The 20,479-nt window shown below is 57.9% G+C and carries 12 protein-coding genes; 3 read left to right on the forward strand and 9 right to left on the reverse strand.

Annotation, left to right across the window (positions count from 1 at the left end; genetic code table 11):
* Nucleotides 1-455 precede the first annotated feature (455 nt).
* Nucleotides 456-1,139 (reverse strand): DUF4386 domain-containing protein, encoded by a 684-nt coding sequence (locus LAO20_17810; protein MBZ5533289.1) that lies wholly within the window; start codon nucleotides 1,137-1,139, stop codon nucleotides 456-458.
* 470 nt (nucleotides 1,140-1,609) lie between these two features.
* Here LAO20_17810 and LAO20_17815 point away from each other — a divergent pair, with 470 nt between their 5' ends.
* Entirely contained in the window at nucleotides 1,610-3,235 is a 1,626-nt protein-coding gene (locus LAO20_17815; protein ID MBZ5533290.1) for a phosphatidylserine/phosphatidylglycerophosphate/cardiolipin synthase family protein, read from the forward strand.
* 1,003 nt (nucleotides 3,236-4,238) lie between these two features.
* Here the strand turns inward: LAO20_17815 and LAO20_17820 are convergent.
* The 8 genes from LAO20_17820 to LAO20_17855 all read right to left on the reverse strand — a co-directional run bounded on the left by LAO20_17820 (nucleotide 4,239) and on the right by LAO20_17855 (nucleotide 13,637).
* Nucleotides 4,239-4,805, reverse strand: coding sequence for a carboxypeptidase regulatory-like domain-containing protein (locus LAO20_17820; GenBank protein ID MBZ5533291.1), 567 nt, complete (start codon nucleotides 4,803-4,805; stop codon nucleotides 4,239-4,241).
* A gap of 44 nt (nucleotides 4,806-4,849) precedes the next feature.
* Complete coding sequence (locus LAO20_17825; protein MBZ5533292.1) at nucleotides 4,850-5,875, reverse strand: cytochrome c; 1,026 nt, start codon at nucleotides 5,873-5,875, stop codon at nucleotides 4,850-4,852.
* 11 nt (nucleotides 5,876-5,886) lie between these two features.
* Nucleotides 5,887-8,052, reverse strand: a complete 2,166-nt coding sequence (gene nrfD / locus LAO20_17830) for a polysulfide reductase NrfD (GenBank protein MBZ5533293.1) — start codon at nucleotides 8,050-8,052, stop codon at nucleotides 5,887-5,889.
* A 9-nt stretch (nucleotides 8,053-8,061) separates the two neighbouring features.
* Entirely contained in the window at nucleotides 8,062-8,793 is a 732-nt protein-coding gene (locus LAO20_17835) for a 4Fe-4S dicluster domain-containing protein (protein ID MBZ5533294.1), read from the reverse strand.
* Between the two features lie 110 nt (nucleotides 8,794-8,903).
* Nucleotides 8,904-9,302 (reverse strand): hypothetical protein, encoded by a 399-nt coding sequence (locus LAO20_17840; protein MBZ5533295.1) that lies wholly within the window; start codon nucleotides 9,300-9,302, stop codon nucleotides 8,904-8,906.
* Nucleotides 9,303-9,522: 220 nt separating this feature from the next.
* Nucleotides 9,523-10,770, reverse strand: a complete 1,248-nt coding sequence (locus LAO20_17845) for a cytochrome c (GenBank protein MBZ5533296.1) — start codon at nucleotides 10,768-10,770, stop codon at nucleotides 9,523-9,525.
* Between the two features lie 153 nt (nucleotides 10,771-10,923).
* Nucleotides 10,924-12,303, reverse strand: a complete 1,380-nt coding sequence (locus tag LAO20_17850) for a sigma-54 dependent transcriptional regulator (GenBank protein ID MBZ5533297.1) — start codon at nucleotides 12,301-12,303, stop codon at nucleotides 10,924-10,926.
* Entirely contained in the window at nucleotides 12,300-13,637 is a 1,338-nt protein-coding gene (locus LAO20_17855; GenBank protein MBZ5533298.1) for a PAS domain S-box protein, read from the reverse strand. Before LAO20_17855 ends, LAO20_17850 begins: the two co-directional genes overlap by 4 nt.
* 869 nt (nucleotides 13,638-14,506) lie before the next feature.
* On the opposite strand from LAO20_17855, the gene LAO20_17860 reads away from it, so the two are divergent.
* Entirely contained in the window at nucleotides 14,507-18,382 is a 3,876-nt protein-coding gene (locus LAO20_17860) for a hypothetical protein (protein ID MBZ5533299.1), read from the forward strand.
* Between the two features lie 49 nt (nucleotides 18,383-18,431).
* Entirely contained in the window at nucleotides 18,432-19,844 is a 1,413-nt protein-coding gene (locus tag LAO20_17865) for a vanadium-dependent haloperoxidase (GenBank protein ID MBZ5533300.1), read from the forward strand.
* The last annotated feature ends 635 nt before the right edge of the window (nucleotides 19,845-20,479 follow it).

Raw genomic sequence — 20,479 nt, forward strand, 5'->3', positions numbered from 1 at the left:
GGAAGTAGTAGAACAGTGACTCGGTCCGGGATTGTTCACCCATCATCTGGTGTGCTCCTCCTGAACATCTCATTAGCACACTTGATGATCATCACCAACAACAAAACCCGGATGTGCAGCCGAGTTTTTCAACAGTCTCATCTGGTTTAGAAACGGCCCTGGCGACTCCCAATGGGCTTGGAATTTCAGCTACTTAGCGCCACAGTTTTGATGAGGTTTTTGGAACGGCAACTTCCGTGTTCCGTCATCCGACCGCGATCGGGGCGCTTGATCCAGCGGACCAGCACTTCCGAGAACCGGACTTCTGGACCCGGATAAGTTACGGTTTGCCCGTGATCCGGGCCCAACGAATGGGGCGCGCGCTCACACCGCCTTGTGATGGTCGGCCTTTCAACGTCTTCACAATGAAGAACATCGGGTGAGCTGCAGTTGCCATAAACGATGGTCTTCATGGTTCAGGCAGCATCCTCGCGAGCGCCCTTGATCAGCGTCCAGAACACGAATCCGCCCTCCCCAAGGGCTTGCGGCAGCGTTGATATCTGGGCGACGATGCTTCCGTAACCCGGGAGGAAGAAATACGTCAAGGCGTCAATCACGTACGAACACCCGGCGATGAACACCAGGACGCCGAGCAGACGGGGAAGGAAGCCGGACTTGTAGACGAGAATCCCCAGTGGCAGGAGCCACAGACCCCAATACATTACGGCCGCGTGTATTCCCTGGTTTCGCAAACCAAGGAATCCCAGTGTGAGGGCATCGAGCTGCCGTTTGTCGAAAGCGGACAGGTAGCTGGCCCCGCTCGTCAATACGAGTGGGCCAGCCAGCACCACCATGTTGACGAACCCGATCGCAACCATGCCGAACACGAACCCCACCAACAATCGGGCCTGTTTGCGGTCCACGTCCTTGAACAGGTCATACAGGACCATTGCCATCCAGATGGCAAAGACTCCGCACATCAACTCGGCGAAGACCCCGAGCCGGTACAACGCCGGGGACGCCTCAATCCGGCTCGCCGTCGCCGCCGCGTCCCCCCGGACGAAGAAGACGTAAGGGATGTACACGAGCGTGAATGCACCGGGCAGGCTCATCGCCGCGTAGAGCACGCCGCCGAGTCTGGCTGTCTGTTTGCGTGACATCACTGTTGTCTCCCGTCTTCCGTTAGTCGTCTTTCAAAACCGTAGTTGCGATAGGCGATGGTCTTAGTGAGCGATTGAATCAGCCTGCATGCCGCGCTGCGCCTGAGCAACCGCAGAACAGACCGTGAGGAGGTTATTCCACCCTAGGAATAGGGTGCGCTTCGTCCTGGAGACAGATACGAGAACCGGAGCCCGACAGTTCTACTTTTCTTTGTAGGTGAAAGTTCGGACAACGGCTCTTCGTGACCAGTCGGCACACAGGCTATCTTATCTCAATGGGAGTTCAGGCCCACCTGCTCTGCGGACGGCCAAGTCCTGGTTAGTCGGCTACACGGAAGCTATCCACAAACGGGCTTGGGAGACATCATAGGCGATCTCCCACAAGCCGACTTCGGGCCCGGAATAGTTTCCCGATGGCCCGTCAATGTTCCAGGATCGTGGATTGTGCCTGCAGAATCGTTGGTAAACACATGCCGACTTCTCGGTACAAACTCGGCCAATTGCCTCGACGCCCGGTTGTGGACCTTGCGCGCGGGAGGCTTGAAAAGGCAGCAGAACGATTCAGCCGGGAGTATGATTTCGGAGAAATGCGCGTATTGGTCAAACTCATCTTCACTAGTTCCTTGGCTCTTTCGCTGGGCGCTTGCGCCCATCGGGATTCACCTTTTTGCGGACAAAAAGCTGACAACTCAAAGGCAGTTCGAAGCAAGTCGACGCTGATTACAAAAATTGAAGGAGATGCCGTTCACGTCACCGATTACCTGGGCGCGGAACGATGGATGCAAAAGGAGATTCCCTACGAGTCCTGGAGGCATGTTGCGGATCGGTTGTCCCGAGACGTTATCTCTAACACTTCTTTTCCTCCCCGGAACCACGGTCAGCCCAGTCTTTTGAAGGAAGACGGCTACAGAAAAGAGATGACCGGCGTTCTGCAAAAGCCGTTCCGGTTTCAATTTGTTTCTGGAAACCAGGTTGACGTGCTGGTCAACGGACCGGCTTCTTTCGCTAACAGAAAAGAGCTGATTGAGCAGGCCCGCGAGTCAATCTACATGTTTGCGTGGGCCTTCTATGATGATGGGACAGGTTGGGAATTCGCCGACTGGCTTATTAATGCCAAACTGAAACGTCTCTGCGAAGGCGGAGATTTGGATATCAAGATTGTGGTCGACGGCAATGTGGCCAAGGAAATCGGTTATCGGGACGTCCTCAACTATCTGGAAAAGTATCCCTCATTTTCCAAGAGCCCGATTCAAATTGTGCGCCTCAAAGACAAGCGGGACCCTTACATGGGAATGCATCGCAAAGTGATGATCGTGGATCGTCAATACATGGTCATGGGTGGAATGAACGTGGGAAACATATACAGCCACTTGTACCCGGACAAAGGTGGCCGCTGGAGAGATACGGACATTTACGTCAGAGGGCCTGCGATCAATCAGGCGCAAATGACGTTTGTCGATGAATGGAACGAGCAAAGGGGCCGGAAGGAATTAACTTTTCTTCCCTATGATTTCGGAGCCCCTTCGGGCGAAGGTCTTTCCATGATTGTCGATCATCAGCCCTTGCGGGATGACAACATTCATATAGCGACGGTGAAAGCTTTCTACGGCGCCTCGCAATCGATCGATATTGAGAATGCCTATTTTATTTTGGACGCAGTCATGGAAAGGGCGCTTGTAGACGCCCTCAAGCGGGGGGTTCGCGTAAGGATCCTTTCGAACTCCAAGGACAGCATCGATGAGCCGGTAATGACGGTCCCGATTTTGCAAAGTCTGGCACGGCTCAAGAAGCAGGGAGCGGAAGTCTTCACGAAAAAGGTCTATGACGGCTCAACGACTTTGCACAGCAAGTTCCTGTTGGTCGATGGAGTCTTCTGCTGGATTGGAAGTTACAATTTTCATCCCCGGTCTTACCGCTACGAGCGGGAGATCGTTTTTGCCTCATTCGATGAAAACCTGGCCGCGCAATTCGGCAAAATCTTCGCGGAAGATATCGCGCCCGAGCGAGCCACTAAGCCGTCTCTTGAAGAACTGCGCAACGTCAAGAGCAGCCTGCTCAACAAAGAGGTTAGCTCGCATTTCTTCGATCAGCTGTGATGCGTTATTCCTGCCGTCCCATCCTTGTGCCTTTGACATGTAGGCTCATTTCCCAAACGAGAACCTCTCTAAGAGGGGGTGCTAGTTACTCGTCCCCCCCAGCTTCTTCTCCAACAGGAAATACATTGCGGGGATCAGGGCGAAGATGAAGAACGAGGCGTAGATCGAAACGTAGGCCAGCGGAACGGAAAGCAGGTAGACGTGCCGGAGAGAGCGTTCTTGTGCTGGATGTGCTGATGATATTCGGTCATGGCGGAAGCGGATGAGGGAGGCGGTCGAGGCGGCTTCTGTGCGAGCAGTCGGTCTGCGAACCATCGCGACGACCCAAAGTGGCCTGCGTCAATTGTTCTGCGCAGAGCTCCGTTCCCGTTTCAGGACTCTGTACATCACCAACAACGGGGGGAACCGTCTCGAACAATAAATACCAGGGGCCGTCGTTCGACCTCCGTATGCAATTGACACTCTCTAGTTTGATGCGAGTTGTGTGTTGTGGTCTCCTGGGAATTGAATTTTTAAGTTCATTGTCATTCGATTCGTTTCTGTGGTGTGATCTTACTCTCAGGCGGCGGTGGCGAGTATTGAAGTGTTGGAGTGTTGGAGGGACAGTTGTCCTAACCTTGGAGGCTTTTGATGCGACTGATCGCCTGGAATTGCTGTATGGGTTTTACACGGAAAGCCCCGCGACTCTTTGGGCTCCAACGGGCCCTTGAGGGATATTTGGTTGCCGTTGCTGTCTGTGATCAGAGAGGCAAAAGCCAGCTGGGAACAGTACTGGTCGCCCCCATGCGTATCGTCGAACATTGCGGGGGTTGCCGGGAGCTGAAAGGCCGGACGATGGTTGCAGGAGCAAGTAAGTCTCCGCAGTTGTTGAGGTTAGAGGGGTGGGCGAAACACCACCCTGGGCGCAAGAGATGTTGATCTGACTCGTTTGCCTCTCTTAGAAATGGATTTTTGCTGTTTCCTGTCGATCAGGATAGTCGGTACTCATATTCCGGGTCCTCGCTTATTGCAGAGTGAAGTCAACGGCGCTATCGCTGCTAACGGTGATTTTCTTGGATTGGACTTTTTTACCCTCGTGCCAAGCGGTAATTGTGTATGGACCGTCGGGTACGTTAGAGAGAGTGAAGTCACCGGCTGCGTCGGTCTCGGCGAAGTAGGGAGTGGGAGACACGATGACGAAAGCCGACATTTCAGGGTGCGCGCTGCAAAGCAAGGGGACGATACCGGGGTCGGTAAACTTGAAAGACCGTTTCTGCCCCTCCGGCCAAGTGCCCAGGTTGTGGGTCTTCTTCTTGTCCCCGGAAATGGACGGCCAGAATACGTTGTGTTGTACTTTGTCGCTGTTCAGGAACTCGACCGTCGTCCCCACTTGGACCACCAGCACGTGCGGCTGGAAGAGCAATCCGCGTTGGTCCATGGTCACGATCTTTTCTGCGGGCTGTGGTGCAGTGCTTTCCAAATAGACTACTGACTTGCCCGGAGACACTTTGCCTTTGATTGAGCCGGCCATGCACAATTGAGACGCGACAAGGGCCAAAGCAATGACCTGGAGTGAATATTTGAGTTTCATTTTTCCTCTCTTCAAGACTACTGGCTGCAAATCCTCAACGGCCTCTATCGCCGAGCCGCATATTCGGCAAAGTAGATTGCCGCGATCTCTTCCTCAGTGAAATACGGGTAGGCGGGCATCACATCCCCCCCTGTTTTTTTCATCACGTCGCAGGAGCCATATTGGACCTGGTGAACAACGCCGCTGAGAGAGTGCCCTCTCGGGATGCTGGCGAGTGACGGAATGGTCCCCTGCTGCATGCTCGCGTGTCCAGCGCCTGGACCGGTGGCGTCGTGACATATGTGACAGGTCCCCCTCTCGATGTGCTCGCCCACCCGGGCGGCGGATTCGGGAACAAGAAGACCATCACGTTTTGTCGGTGGGACCCCAGCCAGCTTCTCCAGATGACCCAGCAAAGCGTCCACTTCATCTGCGCGCAGGTACTCAAAGGACGGCATGCTCTTTCCACCGTGTTGAAGCCGGTCGCGCAGGGAGGTGTCTGCCATTTCGGTCACCTCGTTGATCATGTCGTCATCCACATCGATTCCTCTCGCCGTCAGGCGAGTTCGCGTCAATACCGCGGACGTTCCCTGGACGGGGCCCAGCACCGAGTTGATTTCCGGCGTTGATCCTTTTCCATCGGGTCCGTGGCATCCCTGGCAATTCCAGCGGTAAAGATCAGCTCCCGTCACCACGAATTTTTCATTCAGGATTTCCGAAGATTGTTCCGGGCGGGCGCGGAACGTCGAGAGCAATCGCTGGACAATCGGTTTCAAGTTGTCCGGCCCTGCAGGAGTTCCCGTTGTAAGTCCCGGCTTCTGGTCGGTGGCGGGAACGGGCCCTCCTGCTCCCACCTGGCCCATCTGAGTTTGTGAGACTGTGAGCCCAAGATGTTTCAGCCAGCTTGGCCCCTGCACGGAAGTAGTGGGGAGCTCACGGGGTTTTGCGTCCGCAATCAGCATCTTTCCCGGTTGCTGCGCGCTCCCCTGCCCCCCGTTGGCTTGCATGTTTTGCCCTGAAGCGGAAAGCCGGAACCCGGCCACTGCCAGGGTCGCGGCGAGTACCAAAACAACATAGATCATCCGGTTCATGAAGTGTGGCCTCACTTGCTTTGGAAATTGGACTGCAAAGCGTGGTGAACATTGAGCGCCTGGGGTGTGCTTAATGTTACGGTTGATGACGCAGTCAATGCTGCGGTTGATGATGCGGCTAACGGCGTCTGGATCGATGCTGGTTCTGTGTCCTGGGAAACGCTGCGCATTTTCCATAGGATCAAGTATCCAAAAGTGTAGATAAATGCCGCCCACATGGTGCCGTAGAACGCCAGAAAAGGAACCGTGATAGACGGGGTAGCGAAAGGAGTGATCAACACACCGGTTTGAGGCAGCGAAGGCAACGGTCGTGCGCCGAAATCAACAGTGATGTTGAAGTCTGCAGGAGCGTATTCTTCATCGCCGCGGAAAGCCACTTGCACGGGATAGGAACCGTAGCGGCGGTCTTTGATGATCAGTTGCGCCTTGCCATCGGCCAGTGTGGGGCGGCTACCGAACGAAAGGTTGCCGAGACCGGTCTTTACTGAAAACTCCACGGGCTTGAAGCTGATGGGCGCCCCGCTCGCGTCACGCAAGGTGGCAATGACGGCCACGGGAGGCAGTGGTTTCGGCTCGTTTTGAGGTGAGCGGGTGAGCAGTCCATGCAGAGTGAAGAGGCCAGCGTACGTCGAAACACGTTCTTTCCCCACAGGAGCACTCTCGTCGGACGCGGACACGCGGGTCGCTTCCGCCAACGGAACCGTCTTCCACTCCGCAGTGATTGCGGCTACTTTGGTTGGCTTGGGCCGGACTGGGCCGGCAGCGTTCGCGCTTGTACCCCAAAGCAGCAGGGCCGCCAACATCAAGGCTGGAAACACGATTCCCGGTTTCCACCACCGCGCGGGCACAACCACGGCGGGCTCGGGCTGTGCGATCTCCGGTTCCTGCTCGCGCGTCTCCCACATTGATACGATCGGGAACACCTTGGCCATCAACGTGTAAATCAACGCGAAGCCGGCAACCGCGGCCGCAGTGATTGACCACTCCACCCAACTGGGATGGTAGTGTGTCCACTCCCAGGGCAGCCTTTGTCCCGAAGGCAGATAGGGGCTGCGCAGCGTTGGAACAACGATGATGTAGCGCTTCACCCAAGCGCCCACGATCACCAGTGCCGATGAGAACACCACGCCGGGTATGGTATAGCGCTGATAGCGCTTGAAGCCCAGCACGGCGATCATGACGGCCGCCGGAATAAATACGCACATGCTCTGCGCGACCCAGAACAATACGGCATAGTCACCAGTAAATAGGCGGTCCATCAGCATGCGCTCCATTCCTTCCAGCTTGTAGCCGGCGGTCAGGTACTCGTTGATGTTGAAGTACAGATAGATGAGCGAGAACGCGAGCAGCAGCAGGCCCAGTTTGCGGAAGTGCAGATCCTCAACGTATTGTTGCAGGCGGAAAACGCGCCGCAGCACCCACATGGAGAAGATCACGCCGGCTGTCCCGGAATAGATGGCGCCCACGACGAAATAAGGCCCAAAGATGCTACTGTTCCATCCTGGACGCAGGGTCATGGCGAAGATCCACGAGACCACCGTGTGCACCGAGACCGCCAGGGGGATAATGAAGACGGCCATGGAGGAGATGGACTTCTCCAGCAGCGCCTTCTGTCCCACTGTCCCGGTCCAACCCAGCGAAAGCGCGCGATACAGGCGGCGCCGCCAGGAAGAGATCTGCGGGAGTTTGGCCAGAATCGCCAGGTCGGGGATCATGGGGATGTAGAAATAGAGGATGCAGCCGGTCAGGTAGGTGCTCACACCGAGCACATCCCAGATGATGGGCGACTGTATGCGGCCGTAGCGGAACACGTTGAGCAGCCGGTCGGGCCGGCCCATGTCAATCATGACCATAGGCGCGCCAATGCACAGCGCAAACACTGTGATGGCCTCGGCCATGCGGGTGATCGGTTTCCGCCATTCGGTGTCCGTGACTCGCAGTATGGCCGAAATCAGCGTGCCCGCGTGGCTGATGCCGATGAAGAAAACGAAATTGGTAATGTACAGCCCCCAGGAGATCTGGTCGCGCATGCCGGTGACGATCAGCCCGTTCCGCAGCTGTTGGATGTAGGCGTACAGCCCCCACAGCAGGACCGCGACTAGGAAACCGACCCAGAGATAGAATCGCCAGGTGTTTTCCAGCATCGAACGCAGCAAATTCTGTTCACGAGCTTCCATGCTCACCTCTCAGTGCCCCATGCCTGCCATGTCGGTTTGCTGCTTCTCCTCGGGAGACGGGTACTTACGGCTGGCGGGAGGCAGGTAATAAACGCGCGGCTCAGTCCCCAGTTCTTCCAACAATCGAAAACCAGCCCCACGCTGGGCGATCTTGGAGAACTGGATGGTCTCCCCTTTGCCGTTGGTCACCGCATCGTCAAGTTGATCTCCGAAGTAGATGGCTCCCATTTTGCAGGTTGCGGCGCACGCGGGAAGCTTTCCCGCCTTCAGGTGCTCGGGACAGAAGATGCACTTTTCTATCGTGCCTTTGCGGTGCGGGTAGTTGTATTCCACGTCGTAGGAGCGGGCCAGTTCCTGCGACGTATGCGGCGGCTCTCCCCAGTTGAAGGAGCGCGCGGAATATGGACATTGGGCGATGCAGTTGCGGCAACCGATGCAGCGATCGTCATCCTGGATGACTATGCCATCCGTGCGTTTGTAAGTAGCGCCTACCGGGCAGGCCCGTACACACGGCGGGTTATCGCACTGCATGCAAGGACGGGGCAAAAAATAAGGCCCAGCAGCCTCATTGTCGGTAATTTCAAATACCTTGATCCACTCCTGCATCGGCGGAACGAAGTGCATCGCAGTGCAGGCTTTGGTGCAGTCCCGGCATCCGTCGCACTTGGCCAGGTCAATAACCATGACCCATTTCTGGTTGCCGGGAGCAATGGACCGCGCCGGAAGCACTTCGCGGAACATCTTCGCGGCGCCCGCCTTCCATGCCGCTCCCACAGCTACCACGACCCCGGTTCCGCGCGCCAGGAACTGCACGAAACCGCGCCGTGACATCGCGTTGTCCGAAGGCTTGCTCATGGGGTGACCACCAGCCGCATCTTCATGTCGTCGTGGCCTGCACCGCATTTGACCGTGCACTCCACCACGTATTGGCCCGGCTGCGCAGGCGCCGCCAGGGTAAAGTCTTGCGTGCCTTCCTTAAGGCGCAAGTCCCATCCCTGGTCCTTGAGCGCATTGATTGTGAAGGTATGGATGGTGCCGTCTTTGTCCCACTCCGTGCTCTTGTTGGCGATGATCCGCAGATGCACGACCTCATTGGCTTTCATAGTGATGACCGGCATTTTCTGGCCTTGAATCTTGAACAAGTTGTCCTTGTCGGCAATCACAGTAATCAGCCGCGGCGGGCCACCGGACATGGCCGGCGTAACCCAAACCAGGAACATGATCAGGATGACAGGCAGAATTCGATTCATTTTTAACAAGTGCCACCTCCCAAGAAACTGTGTAGGACAGATGCATTTTGGCCACCAGTCCGATATCGCGTGCAGCATGCCCCAGCCGGAGCGACAGTAAGTGCGCACAAACGTTGATCTCTGTGGCTGCCGGCAAGAGAGGTCACAAGTGATTAGTGATGACTGCGGCCGTTCTGCACGCGAAGAGCATCGGACAGTTTGTGTCAGATAGTCGGACATCTCAGTGGCGCGCCCCGGCCGGCAAATTCAGGAAGGCAAGCAGGTCGCCGACATCGTCTCCGGCCAAGGTTGGCCAGGCCAGTCCCAATTGGCGAGTTTGCGCATGCATCTGCTGGCCGTGTCGCCACAGTGCCACCGCCAGACTGATCGAGTTGTAGGTTCGCCCTCGAAGCGCGGGGGCCCGCGGGGTGCCTTCGGCGTTTTCGCCGTGACAGCGGCTGCAACCGCGCCACTGAAACACGCTTGCTCCCACATGGGGCGAACCGGAGGGTTCAACGTATGTAAGGCTGTAGAGGAACGCGAAAATATCTGTCATCTCCTGGGCCGAAAGCTTGGGGCGCGTGATGCCTTGCCGAGCCATCGCCTTCTCCATCTGGGGACAATGGCTGACCATAGCGCCGCCCAGTTCCATAAACGTCCCCGGCAACGGCCGCTCAGGCACAAAGCTGGGTCCCTCCAGGGTGTAGGCATCACGAATGGAGTGACATCCCGCGCAGGATTTCTGTTGAAACGTCTGCCATCCACGCTCGGGATCGCCGTACGGTACCGGGCCATTTGAGCTATCCTGCCGCACGAACGCATACAGGTCCCGCATCTCATGACCCTGAAATTTCGGCCATGGGACCCCTTCCTGCTCCGCGGATTGCCGCATTTTCGAAGCGTGGTTCCAAAGGGCTTCCGTCCACTCCATCGGCCCGATTAGGTCGTTAACTGCCGCAAGATCCGGCCCTGTCCTGCCGCCGGCCCCGTGAACGGCGTGACAACGCACGCACCCTTTGCTTTGAAATAACTCGCGCCCGATGACGGGATCACCGGGATCATCAACGTGGCGGGACATATAGAGGTAGGACAGCAACTGCGCAACGTCGTCGTAGCTGAGACTGGGACGAGGAACGCCGTCGGTGCGCATCCGCTCCCACATCTTGGGTCCGTGGTTCCACATCGCCGTGACCAGCTGTGGCAGGTCCGATCGGGACGGATCTCTGCGGCCCAGGTCGGGGCCCACGTTGCCACCCTCGCCATTCACCGAATGGCAGCGAATGCAGCCTTTCGCGCGGAACACTACGCTGCCTTGTTGTGGGCTGCTTGCCAGAAAAAGCGAAGATCGCTCGCGCGCTCGCCGGCCCTGAGTAACCATGGCCCCGGCGAACACCACCACAGCGACTGTAGCCAGGAGCGCCCAAGCGATCAGGCGAATCGGCTGGCGCCCTTCGGAACTCTGGCCATGCGACACGGTAGGTCTCCGCATGAGACTCCTGCAATCGCCTGGCCATCACGGGCGTGAAGTGATCTGAAAACTAACTTGATTGCAAACGGTTAGCGTTGGTGTTTGTGAAGAGCGGCCGGCCGGCAAGTGTCCGATCTGCGTGCATGTCAGAATATCGGACAGTCGCGGCGGTAGCTACGGTTCGGTACGGTACTCCCGCATCTTGCGATAAAGCGTGTCGCGAGAGATCCCCAGGAGCGCAGCGGCCTTGCTTCGGTTTCCTTCCGCCAGTCGCAGCGCCCGGTCGATGGCCATCCGCTCCAGCGGCTCCATCGCCACCGTCTGCCCTACACCTTTGGCCGCAGGCTCGTCCGCTAGTCCGGCCGGATCGAGTAACGGCCGCAGGTCTTTTTCCGTAATGGTCTGCGGATCGTCGCGCGACAACGCGGCGAGGCTTTCGAGCAGGTTCTCCAGTTCGCGGACGTTGCCTGGGAACGCGTACTTGAGCAGCAATTCCAGAGCACTGCGATGGAGTGTGATGTGCCGTTCGTAGCGTTGTTCCAGCCTTTGCAGCGTGTGTTGCGCAAACACCAGAATGTCCTCCGGCCGCGCGCGCAGCGGAGGAATCTCGATCACTACAGTCGCAATCCGGAAATAGAAATCCTGGCGAAGCTGCTCGTGGCGAAGCTCGTCGTTGGTGCGGTTGGTAGCAGCAATGATACGCACGTCCACGGGAATGGCCTTGGTGCCGCCTACCGGCCGCACCTCTTTATCCTGCAGCACCCGCAGCAGCTTCACCTGGACTTCCTTCGGCATCTCGCCAATCTCGTCCAGGAACACGGTGCCACGCGCCGCGGAAGCGAAAATTCCCGCGCCGTCCGCAAAGGCGCCGGTGAAAGCACCGCGACGATAGCCAAACAGCTCACTCTCAACCAACTCCCTGGGCAGAGCGCCGCAATTCACCGGAACGAACTGGTTGGCCGCGCGGCCGCTGGCGGCGTGGATGGCGCGTGCCAGCAGTTCTTTCCCCGTGCCGGTTTCACCCAGCACCAGAACCGGCGAATCGGATTCGGCTGCTGTCCGCGCCTTCTCAACCGCCCGCTGCATGAGCGGCGAAACGTACACCAGCGAGTCGAATGAGGGACGGCAACGATGCAAGTGACTCTCGAGTTGCGAGACCCGGCTTCGCAGCCGGAATACCTCCACGATCCGCCCCACTTTCTTCTTCACTGCTTCGGGCTCCAGCGGCTTGGTCAGATAGTCTTCCGCGCCCCGCTTGATGGCCTCGACTGCCGTTTCGATGGTTCCAAAGCCGGTCATGATCATCACCGCCAGATCGGGATCTTCTCTTCGCAACTGCTCCATCAGCGTGATGCCATCCGTCAGCGGCATCATCAGGTCCAGCAGCGCCAGGCAAATGCGGGGGTTCTTCTTCTGGATAGCGAGCGCTTCTTCGCCATCATGGGCAATTTCCACCAGGTATCCCTCTTCCTCCAGGAATTCCTGGAGGGTCCTGGTGAGGCTGGGGTCATCGTCCACGACCAGCACCGTGGGCTTGGCGCCTGACTCGTTCATGCTGATACCTCTTCCGGTGCCGCTGCTCTTGACGAGAGCGGCAGCTCGATCCGTACCACCGTGCCCTGGTTCGGAACGCTGTCAATGTGCATGCAGCCTTCATGTTCCTGGAGGATGGTCGCTGCAATGGACAACCCCAGCCCGGTACCCTTGCCCACCGGCTTAGTCGTGAAAAACGGCTCGCAAATATGTGGCAGGTTGTTCGGATCAATGCCGCAGCCGTCGTCTTCGATGGTTACGTGAATCCGCTGGTTTTCCGTGTGGCAGCCAACCAGAATATGTCCCTTTAGGCCGACGGCGTCCAGTGCATTGGTGATCAGGATCAGGAACAAGGCCTCAATCTGGTTGCGATCGGCCATGACCGCGGAACCGGGCACCTGGTCCATGTCCAGCGTGATGCGGGCCTGTTTGGCCACAAGTTGTGGGCTTAAAAAACTCAAGACCGAATGAAGCGTTTCCTGGATGCCTTCCGCGTGCCGCGCAAGTTGTGGCCGGCGGCTGAAGTCCAGCAGCCGGCGAACAAACTGCTGGCAATAACGAATGCTGCCCTCCAGGTCACCGAGGTCCGTGTCCACGGCTGAGTTCTGGGCGTGCTTGCGCGCCAGCTGGACGCGCAGGAGCATGGACGCCAGCGGGGTATTCAGGTGGTGTGCTGTTCCCGCCGCCATCTGGCCCATCGTGGTCAGCTTTTCAACCTGCAGCAGAGTCTGTCGCAGACGGATGCGTTCCCGGATATCGACACTCACCTCCAGGAAGTAATGACCGGGTTCCTCTTCGTGATATGGAAGTACGTTGGCTTGCACGTCAATGATATCGCCGTGCTTTGCGCAACGGCGCGTTTCAACGTCCAGCACCGGTTTGCCCTGGGAGGCTTGCGCAAGAAACGTCTGCATTTCGTGTTGCTTCTCGGCGGGGACGATTGGCAGCTTGCGTCCAATCACCTCAGCGCGGGTGTAACCGTAGAGGTCCTCAGCCGAGGCATTCCACTCTTCAACCACCAAAGCAGAGTCGAAAAGCGCGATGGCCGCGGGAGAACAGTTGAGAATCCCGAGATAGCGCGCCCGCGAGCGCCGCAGCTGTTGTTCGCTTTTACGGCGTCCCCGCAACACAAACCAGCCGGCCCAGAACGCCAACAGGAAAGAGGAAAACACGCCTCGGCTAATGTAAAGGTAATGAAGAGTAAGGTAATCGGCGTCGCGGAAGAAGCGTGATTCCAGCAGTTCCCATACGGCGAACACAAATCCGACAACGCTGATGCTCGAAAGCACCAGCGTCACCCAAAACCACCGCCGTTCGGGAAAATTGTCGGGCATCACTCCCCGGGTTGCGGCCATCTTTGTTCGACAACCTAGGCTGGAAAGGTATCCCTGTTTCTCACTCCCTGGCTGTGATCGCCGTCACATGGGGGTTGGTTCGGTGGGCCACGTTTCTGGCTTCCGGGGACACAATTGAAAATTGGGCCTTGCTAGCGGCTAGATGTACGAAGTTCCCAGAATCCTGATTCTGAAACAGCCATAATGTCCTGCCTAGGCACCGTAAACTTAGTCACTTGGCGACCCACTTAAGCCGAGGTTTTTGGCAACAGCACGTTCACGGCTGCCCTTTACTTATGAGCTTGGAAGAGAAGGGGGTGACCGTCCACAAAAGCACAGTGTGGCCGTTCATCGACTTCCGGGTTGCCCGTGATCTGACCGCAATCGGGGCACACGGTCCAACAGGCAACTGCACTTCCCCGAACCGGACTTCGGGGGCGTCTTGACGGCATCGTTTCTTAAGATCGCGACCTTGCAGGCGGGGTTAGATTTCCAGGAACCCATCCAAAAATTATTTTTGAAACGTTCATGTCCTCATCTGCACTAACATCGGAAGGGATTTCCGATCCCGAATTGCAGTCATTGTGGCATTTGGCACAGATTGAGGCCTGAAATTGAGGCCTGAAGGTGATAGAGGCTCGCGTTCACCCCGAGGCCTTACTCCCAGCATTCATTTTTCTTAACGTAGGTGACCGTCTTGGTGAAGCCGCAATTCCTTCGGTAACTGAAGTTGACATGTTGTTTGGCGGGCCGAATCAGGATTGCCATAATTCTAATTCAGAAGATTGGGAGGAAAACACATGCCCCTCACATTTGCACATTGCCTCCGGCTTTGCCGGTCCACCCGCTGGTTGACTCTGTGCTTGCTCGCCTTCTGTATGGCGCCTTCGGTGGTTGAGAGTCAGTCGGTAATTCAAGGGATTAACTGGTTTCCAATCGGTCCGGCTGACTACCAAAACGGACAGACCAACGCCGATTCTCGGGTGCATGCCAGCGGCCGCGCGACGGTGATCGCGGTGAATCCAGCGAACTCGAATGACGTCTGGCTGGGAACGGCCGGCGGGGGTGTATGGCACTCTACCAACGGTGGGGTCAACTGGTTGCCAATGTCCGACAATGAGGCATCTCTGGCCATCGGTTCAATCGCGCTGGATGGTTGCAGCGCCAGCGGCTGCTCTGTGATTTATGCGGGTACCGGGGAAAACGGCATCCGGCGTGACACCTATTACGGCATGGGACTGCTGATTGGATCGACTTCGGGCGGCGAGTTTCCCACGTTCAGTTGGAATCTGGTGGGCGCCAGCCTTTTCAAGTTCGCATCGATTACCAACGTCGTTCTCGATCCTACGACCTCGGCGGGCAGCAAGGTGATTTACGTTTCCGTGTCGAGCGGCGTTACTGCTTCCGCGACTGAATCAACGGTGACGGCGCCCCCGCCGCCGCAAGGCTATGGAATCTACAAGTCCACAAATCAAGGCTCCGGCTGGACCCACCTCACCGTTCCCGGATCGGGAACTGCCCGGTCAACCGATCTGTTGATGGATCCGCAGAGCAACACGACACTTTATGCCGGCTTCCTGGGAAAAGGCATCTTCAAGACTACGGATGGAGGAGCACACTGGTGTCCGCTGAACTCCGGCATCGCGCTGCCACCGGGATGCGCGGCAGCCACGGGACTGCCCAACCCGGCAACCACTACCTTCGACAGCGTGCGGCTGGCCATTCGTCATCCTAGCGCCGCATCACCGGCTGTCCTTTACGCCGTTCTTGGTAATTGTCCCGATCCCATTGGCAATGGGCCGGTCTTTGGAGGCTACTGCAGTTCGCCCTTGTTCAAAACCACCGATGCAGGCGCGACTTGGACCCAGGTCAACGCTGGCGTGCCAACGGGTTTCAGCCGCTATCACCAGGCGCTGACCATCGACCCAGGCACTGACGCGACGGTCTATTTCGGCGGCCTGGTCATCAACAAGTCCACCAATAGCGGCCAAACATTTAATGAGATGGGCGCGAACGTCCACCCGGATCACCATGATCTGGTTTTTCCCGACCCCTCGAACGCGAGCCGCATTTACGACGTGAACGATGGCGGTTTTGTGTTTTCCAACGACGGCGGTAATTCGTGGACCAGCGGGAACAGCGATCTGCAAATCAGCGGATTCCAATCCCTTTCTTTCTCGCCGTTGACGGCTCGCATTATCGGAGGGACGCAGGACAACGGAACCGAAATGTGGGTGGGCACGCGCATCTGGAACCACAGTGACGATGGCGACTCCGCCTCGACCGTCATGGACCGGGATGACGTCATGACCATGTTCGATCTTTACGTGAGCGTGGATCCCCGCAGGTCCACGGACGGCGGCAGCTGTTGTGGCTGGTCAAGCATTACGAATGGCTTGAATACCTTGGAGCCGGCATCCTTTTATGCTCCAATCGTGGAGGCCGCCGCGGCTCCCCATAATCTTTTCTTCGGCAGCAACCGTTTGTACCGGAGCCCCGACAAAGGCAGCTCCTGGACCGCGGTGAGCCCGGTGCTGGGCGGAACGACACCAGTCTTTCCTGATATAGGCGTTTCCAACGTGATTACGACCATTGCCGTGGCCCCCAGCAATGGCAACCGCGTTTACATCGGCTACTACGACGGGCAAATGTTCGTCACCAATAGCGCCTGCACCACCCTGGCTTGCTGGACCCCGATCGGGGGCGCAGCCAAGGGTCTTCCCAACGCGCCGATCACGCGCATCGCCGTGGATCCCAACAGCCCCGATGTCGCTTACGCCACCTACTCGGGCTTCAGCGCCGGAGCCCATGTGTTCAAGACCACGAACGGCGGCGGCATGTGGACACCGGCGAATACCGGGCTGCCAAGCATCCCCACCAACACCATCACGGTGGAAAACCCCACTACCCTCTGGGTGGGCACGGATGACGGAGTTTATCTGAGCACCAACTCTGGTGGCAGCTGGATCAAATATGGAACTGGACTGCCGCATGTACCGGTGTATGAGATTTCCGTTGACACAGTTCGTGGGCGTCTTTACGCGGGTACCCACGGCCGCGGCGCGTTCATCATTACGCAACCGTTCCTCAGCAACTTTGAAGGCTGGGTGAACAATGACATCTGGGACATCCCGGTGTTTGGCAATGGCTTTGTCGGCACTCTGGCGAACCCGGTCGGCTCCGCCTGCACCATGCAGATCATTCAGCAAAATGGCGCCGTCTGCGCTGCATCTACCACCGATGACATGGGCGGAACCATTTCGTTTGACGGCTCGGGCAGCATCGTGACCAGCAAAGGCGGCTTCTACAAAGGAAAAACCGTTGCGTGGGCCTGCTTCAATGGAAGCTGCATCGGCGGCAAGACAATCGCGCAATGCAATCCGCCTGGCAACCCGATCACCAGCGTAACCATCACCTGCGGCGGGCAGGTGGGGATTGATCATATTTTGGGTTGTCCGGCGCAAGCGAATCCCCCGAGCAGCATTCTGGGTCTTTCCGGTATGCCGGCCGGGGGGCCAGCGCCGGGACCTGGTCCGGCTCCGCCAACACCCGGATCGGAACCGGTCCCAGCCGCTAATTTTGACGTGATTCCCGCGGTACAGGGACGGAACGGTGTGCAGGTCCTGTGCACTGCGAATGTCGCCCTGCAGACGGGAACTAAGACCGACGCGGCGCTCTTGAAGACGCGCGACGCCGTGAATTCAACTCCCTCCTGCCAGCAAAGCGGGGTGAAAGCTGAGGTTCATGGAATACCACCGGAACCGCTCAAAGGGGAAGACCTCCAGGGCAGCCCGCCGAATTTGAAGCTGTTCGCGCCGTCGGCCGTGGGAGGGCAATTGTTCACGGCAATCCATGCGGCTCCCGGATCGGCGACCAGCACGTGTTTCGACGTCTCGGGAATCGGCTCACCGTTGCGCAACCAAATCGCCGTCATGAAGGTCGACTTGGAAACTTCGCCCGGTGGCGCGGCCGGTGGTGACGTTACGGTGCGCGAGAGCTCCAGCCTGGGTTCTTGCACAGCCAAGGTGCACACCGATCCCGGGGAGAGTGCCGCCCAGATTGCCAGCGACCTGGCCAAGGCTTTCCAGGCGCCCGGCGTACCCGGACCCGCCGCGTGTCCAGCAAACCAGAATCCGCGCGACATCACACCCGACGGAACGTCGATTATCAGCGTGCTGGCGTCGGAATTGCGGGTGTGCAATACCGACCGCAACGTGGGCATCCTGATTGGTCCCAAGGAGCTGCCCAACGTAAAGACTCGCGCCCTGCAGTACTCAGCCAAATTCGTGTGCGGACAGGTGGAGAAGGAAAAGGACTTGTTGCATGACCTGTTCGGCAAGAAGGACAAGAAAGGCGACAAAGATAAGGACAGGGATGATAAGGATAAAGATAAAGACAAAGATGAGGACCGCGACCGCGGCGGGGAGCAGGTAGCCAACGGAAGGTACTACACCGCCATCAACGTTCACAATCCTACGGAGAGACCGGCAGCGATCCGGATGAAATTCGCCGTGGCGCAGGCGGACGGAAAACCCGGCCCGATTTCGCGTTTCCTCGATCTCCGGCTCGGACCCGATGAGGTGATTTCCATCAATTGCTCCCAGATCCACCGGTGGCTCGCAACCAAAGAGAAGTTCTTGGATGGATTTGCGGTGCTCGAGAGCGACGTCGAGCTCGACGTCGTTGCGGTATACACCGCAGCCGGGGAGCACGGAGACGTACAAACCCTGCACACCGAACGTGTGCCGGCCCGCTTGCAGCAATAGGGGGCTTGTTTACGTGACTGTATTCAGCTATCCAGGACGGAGGATCGCGATGGCGAACATCGCGATCCTTGCCTTGGTGTTGGTCCCCACGCTAGCGTGGCCGCAGGCGCCGCGCCAGCAGAGCGTTGTAGTTCTCTGGAACCAGGCCGCACTCGCTGCCATACGGAACACCAGAACTTCGCCTCCCGTGGCGGCACGGGCCATGGCCATCGTCCACACCTGCATGTTCGATGCATGGGCAGCCTATGATGACGTTGCTGTAGGAACAAGACTCGGCGGTAGCCTGCGCCGCCCGCAGGCTGAGCGCACTGCGGCCAACAAGAAAAAGGCGATAAGCTTCGCGGCCTACCGTGCCTTGGATGATCTCTTTCCGGGGCAGAGGCCTACAAATATGGATCCTCTCATGCAGGCTCTGGGATTTAATCCTGCGGAGGCCGCGGACGCCGGCACGCCCAGCGGCATTGGCAAAAGCGCCTGTGACGCGGTGCTAGAGTTTCGACATCGCGACGGGGCGAACCAGCTCGGCGACCGGCGTCCCGGCGCCTATTCTGACTACACCGGTTTCACTCCGGCCAATACCTCTGAGGTCCTGATAGACCAGAACCGTTGGCAACCGCTGCTGGTTAATGGGACTCCGCAGAGATGGCTCTTGCCGCACTGGGCCATGGTCACGCCATTTGGGCTGACTTCTGGCGCTCAGTTCCGCGATGTCATGCTGGCCCAGGGGCCTGCTCGCTATCCCTCTCCCCGTTACTGGAAACAAACCCTGGATGTGGTGGATTTAAGCGCCCACCTGGGCGATACGGAGAAAGTAATAGCGGAGTATTGGGCCGACGGCGCCTCAACCGTAACTCCACCCGGACACTGGATGGTCTTTGCGCAACAGGTCTCGCAGCGCGACCACCAGAGCCTTGATCAGGACGTCAAGCTCTTTTTCATTCTGGCGAACGCCCTCATGGACGCAGGGATCGCCGCCTGGGACGCGAAACGTTGCACGGATTTAATTCGTCCGGTGAGTGTAGTGCGCGCGCTCCTGAGTACAAGGCAGATACAAGCCTGGGCTGGACCGGGGCTGGGAGTAAGAACCGTGTACGGTAAAGACTTCAGGAGCTACCTGCCCACGCCACCTTTCGCCAGCTATGTCTCTGGCCATAGCGCGTTCAGCGCCGCGGGCGCGGAAATTCTGAAGCGATTTACGGGCAGTGACCAATTCGGTGAATCTTTCATCGCTGGGCCGGGAACGTCCTTGATTGAGGTTGGGCTCACACCCTCGGCACCCGTAACGCTCTCGTGGCCAACGTTTTCAGACGCGGCGGACCAGGCGGGCATGTCGCGGCGTTATGGGGGCATCCATTACGAGGAAGATGATCTGGCCGGGCGCGCCCTGGGACGCGCTGTTGCCAACAAAGCATGGGACAAGGCGATAGCCTACATCGACGGGACAGCCACTGGAACCAACTGATCCTTGGAACGCTATCATTCCCGGAAGAGACAACGAACCTGAGCGGGGTGCGGGTAGTGGGTCAGTTTGATCAAACTGCACCACTACCGGGGTGTGGCCGTGAATTTCACGACAAGCCGAATGTTTGGCTCGTGTCAAAGTGCTATTCGCGGTCCAGAAACGGGCTTGAACGAAGCCGCTTCGCGGCGGACGCTATCACGTGCGTGCAGCAAGCGACATCGGAGATCCGAGAGAAATTCAGGAGTAGGCAGCCTTGAAGAATGTTGTGCCTCGCGTTACGATGAGGCGATCATTGAGCCGGGCTTTACGCTTATGTCGATGAAATTCGATTTGAGAGGCGCCACGCAACTACCCTTCCTTCCAACGACTTGCGAAACAAAGTCGATTGAAATCCCATAGCTCCCGCCGCGAACAAAGCGGCTTCCTTCAAGCCGCGGTATTGAAAAGCGCCCCCACATCAAAATCGTGCTGCCTTTTCGCGCTGCGGCGCTTCCGATACAGCCCTAAGGCTTCTGGGAAACGCCAAGGTTGGTTCCCGCCTCCGGGTGTGTCGTCGGCAACCCAGAAACGGGCATCTGGGAGATCGGGGGCGAGCGGCGTCCAAGCAGCACCACGCTTCTCCCAAGAGAACTTAG

It is taken from the genome of Terriglobia bacterium, from assembly GCA_020072815.1.
Lineage (GTDB): Bacteria > Acidobacteriota > Terriglobia > Terriglobales > Acidobacteriaceae > Angelobacter.

Bases quoted from the DNA above. Each gene is read 5' to 3' on its own strand.
- LAO20_17815 (MBZ5533290.1), top strand. From the start codon at position 1,610: ATGCCGACTTCTCGGTACAAACTCGGCCAATTGCCTCGACGCCCGGTT.
- LAO20_17855 (MBZ5533298.1), bottom strand. From the start codon at position 13,637: ATGGCCGCAACCCGGGGAGTGATGCCCGACAATTTTCCCGAACGGCGG.
- LAO20_17835 (MBZ5533294.1), bottom strand. From the start codon at position 8,793: ATGTTCCGCGAAGTGCTTCCGGCGCGGTCCATTGCTCCCGGCAACCAG.
- nrfD (MBZ5533293.1), bottom strand. From the start codon at position 8,052: ATGGAAGCTCGTGAACAGAATTTGCTGCGTTCGATGCTGGAAAACACC.
- LAO20_17820 (MBZ5533291.1), bottom strand. From the start codon at position 4,805: ATGAAACTCAAATATTCACTCCAGGTCATTGCTTTGGCCCTTGTCGCG.
- LAO20_17850 (MBZ5533297.1), bottom strand. From the start codon at position 12,303: ATGAACGAGTCAGGCGCCAAGCCCACGGTGCTGGTCGTGGACGATGAC.
- LAO20_17840 (MBZ5533295.1), bottom strand. From the start codon at position 9,302: ATGAATCGAATTCTGCCTGTCATCCTGATCATGTTCCTGGTTTGGGTT.
- LAO20_17825 (MBZ5533292.1), bottom strand. From the start codon at position 5,875: ATGAACCGGATGATCTATGTTGTTTTGGTACTCGCCGCGACCCTGGCA.
- LAO20_17865 (MBZ5533300.1), top strand. From the start codon at position 18,432: ATGGCGAACATCGCGATCCTTGCCTTGGTGTTGGTCCCCACGCTAGCG.
- LAO20_17810 (MBZ5533289.1), bottom strand. From the start codon at position 1,139: ATGTCACGCAAACAGACAGCCAGACTCGGCGGCGTGCTCTACGCGGCG.
- LAO20_17845 (MBZ5533296.1), bottom strand. From the start codon at position 10,770: ATGCGGAGACCTACCGTGTCGCATGGCCAGAGTTCCGAAGGGCGCCAG.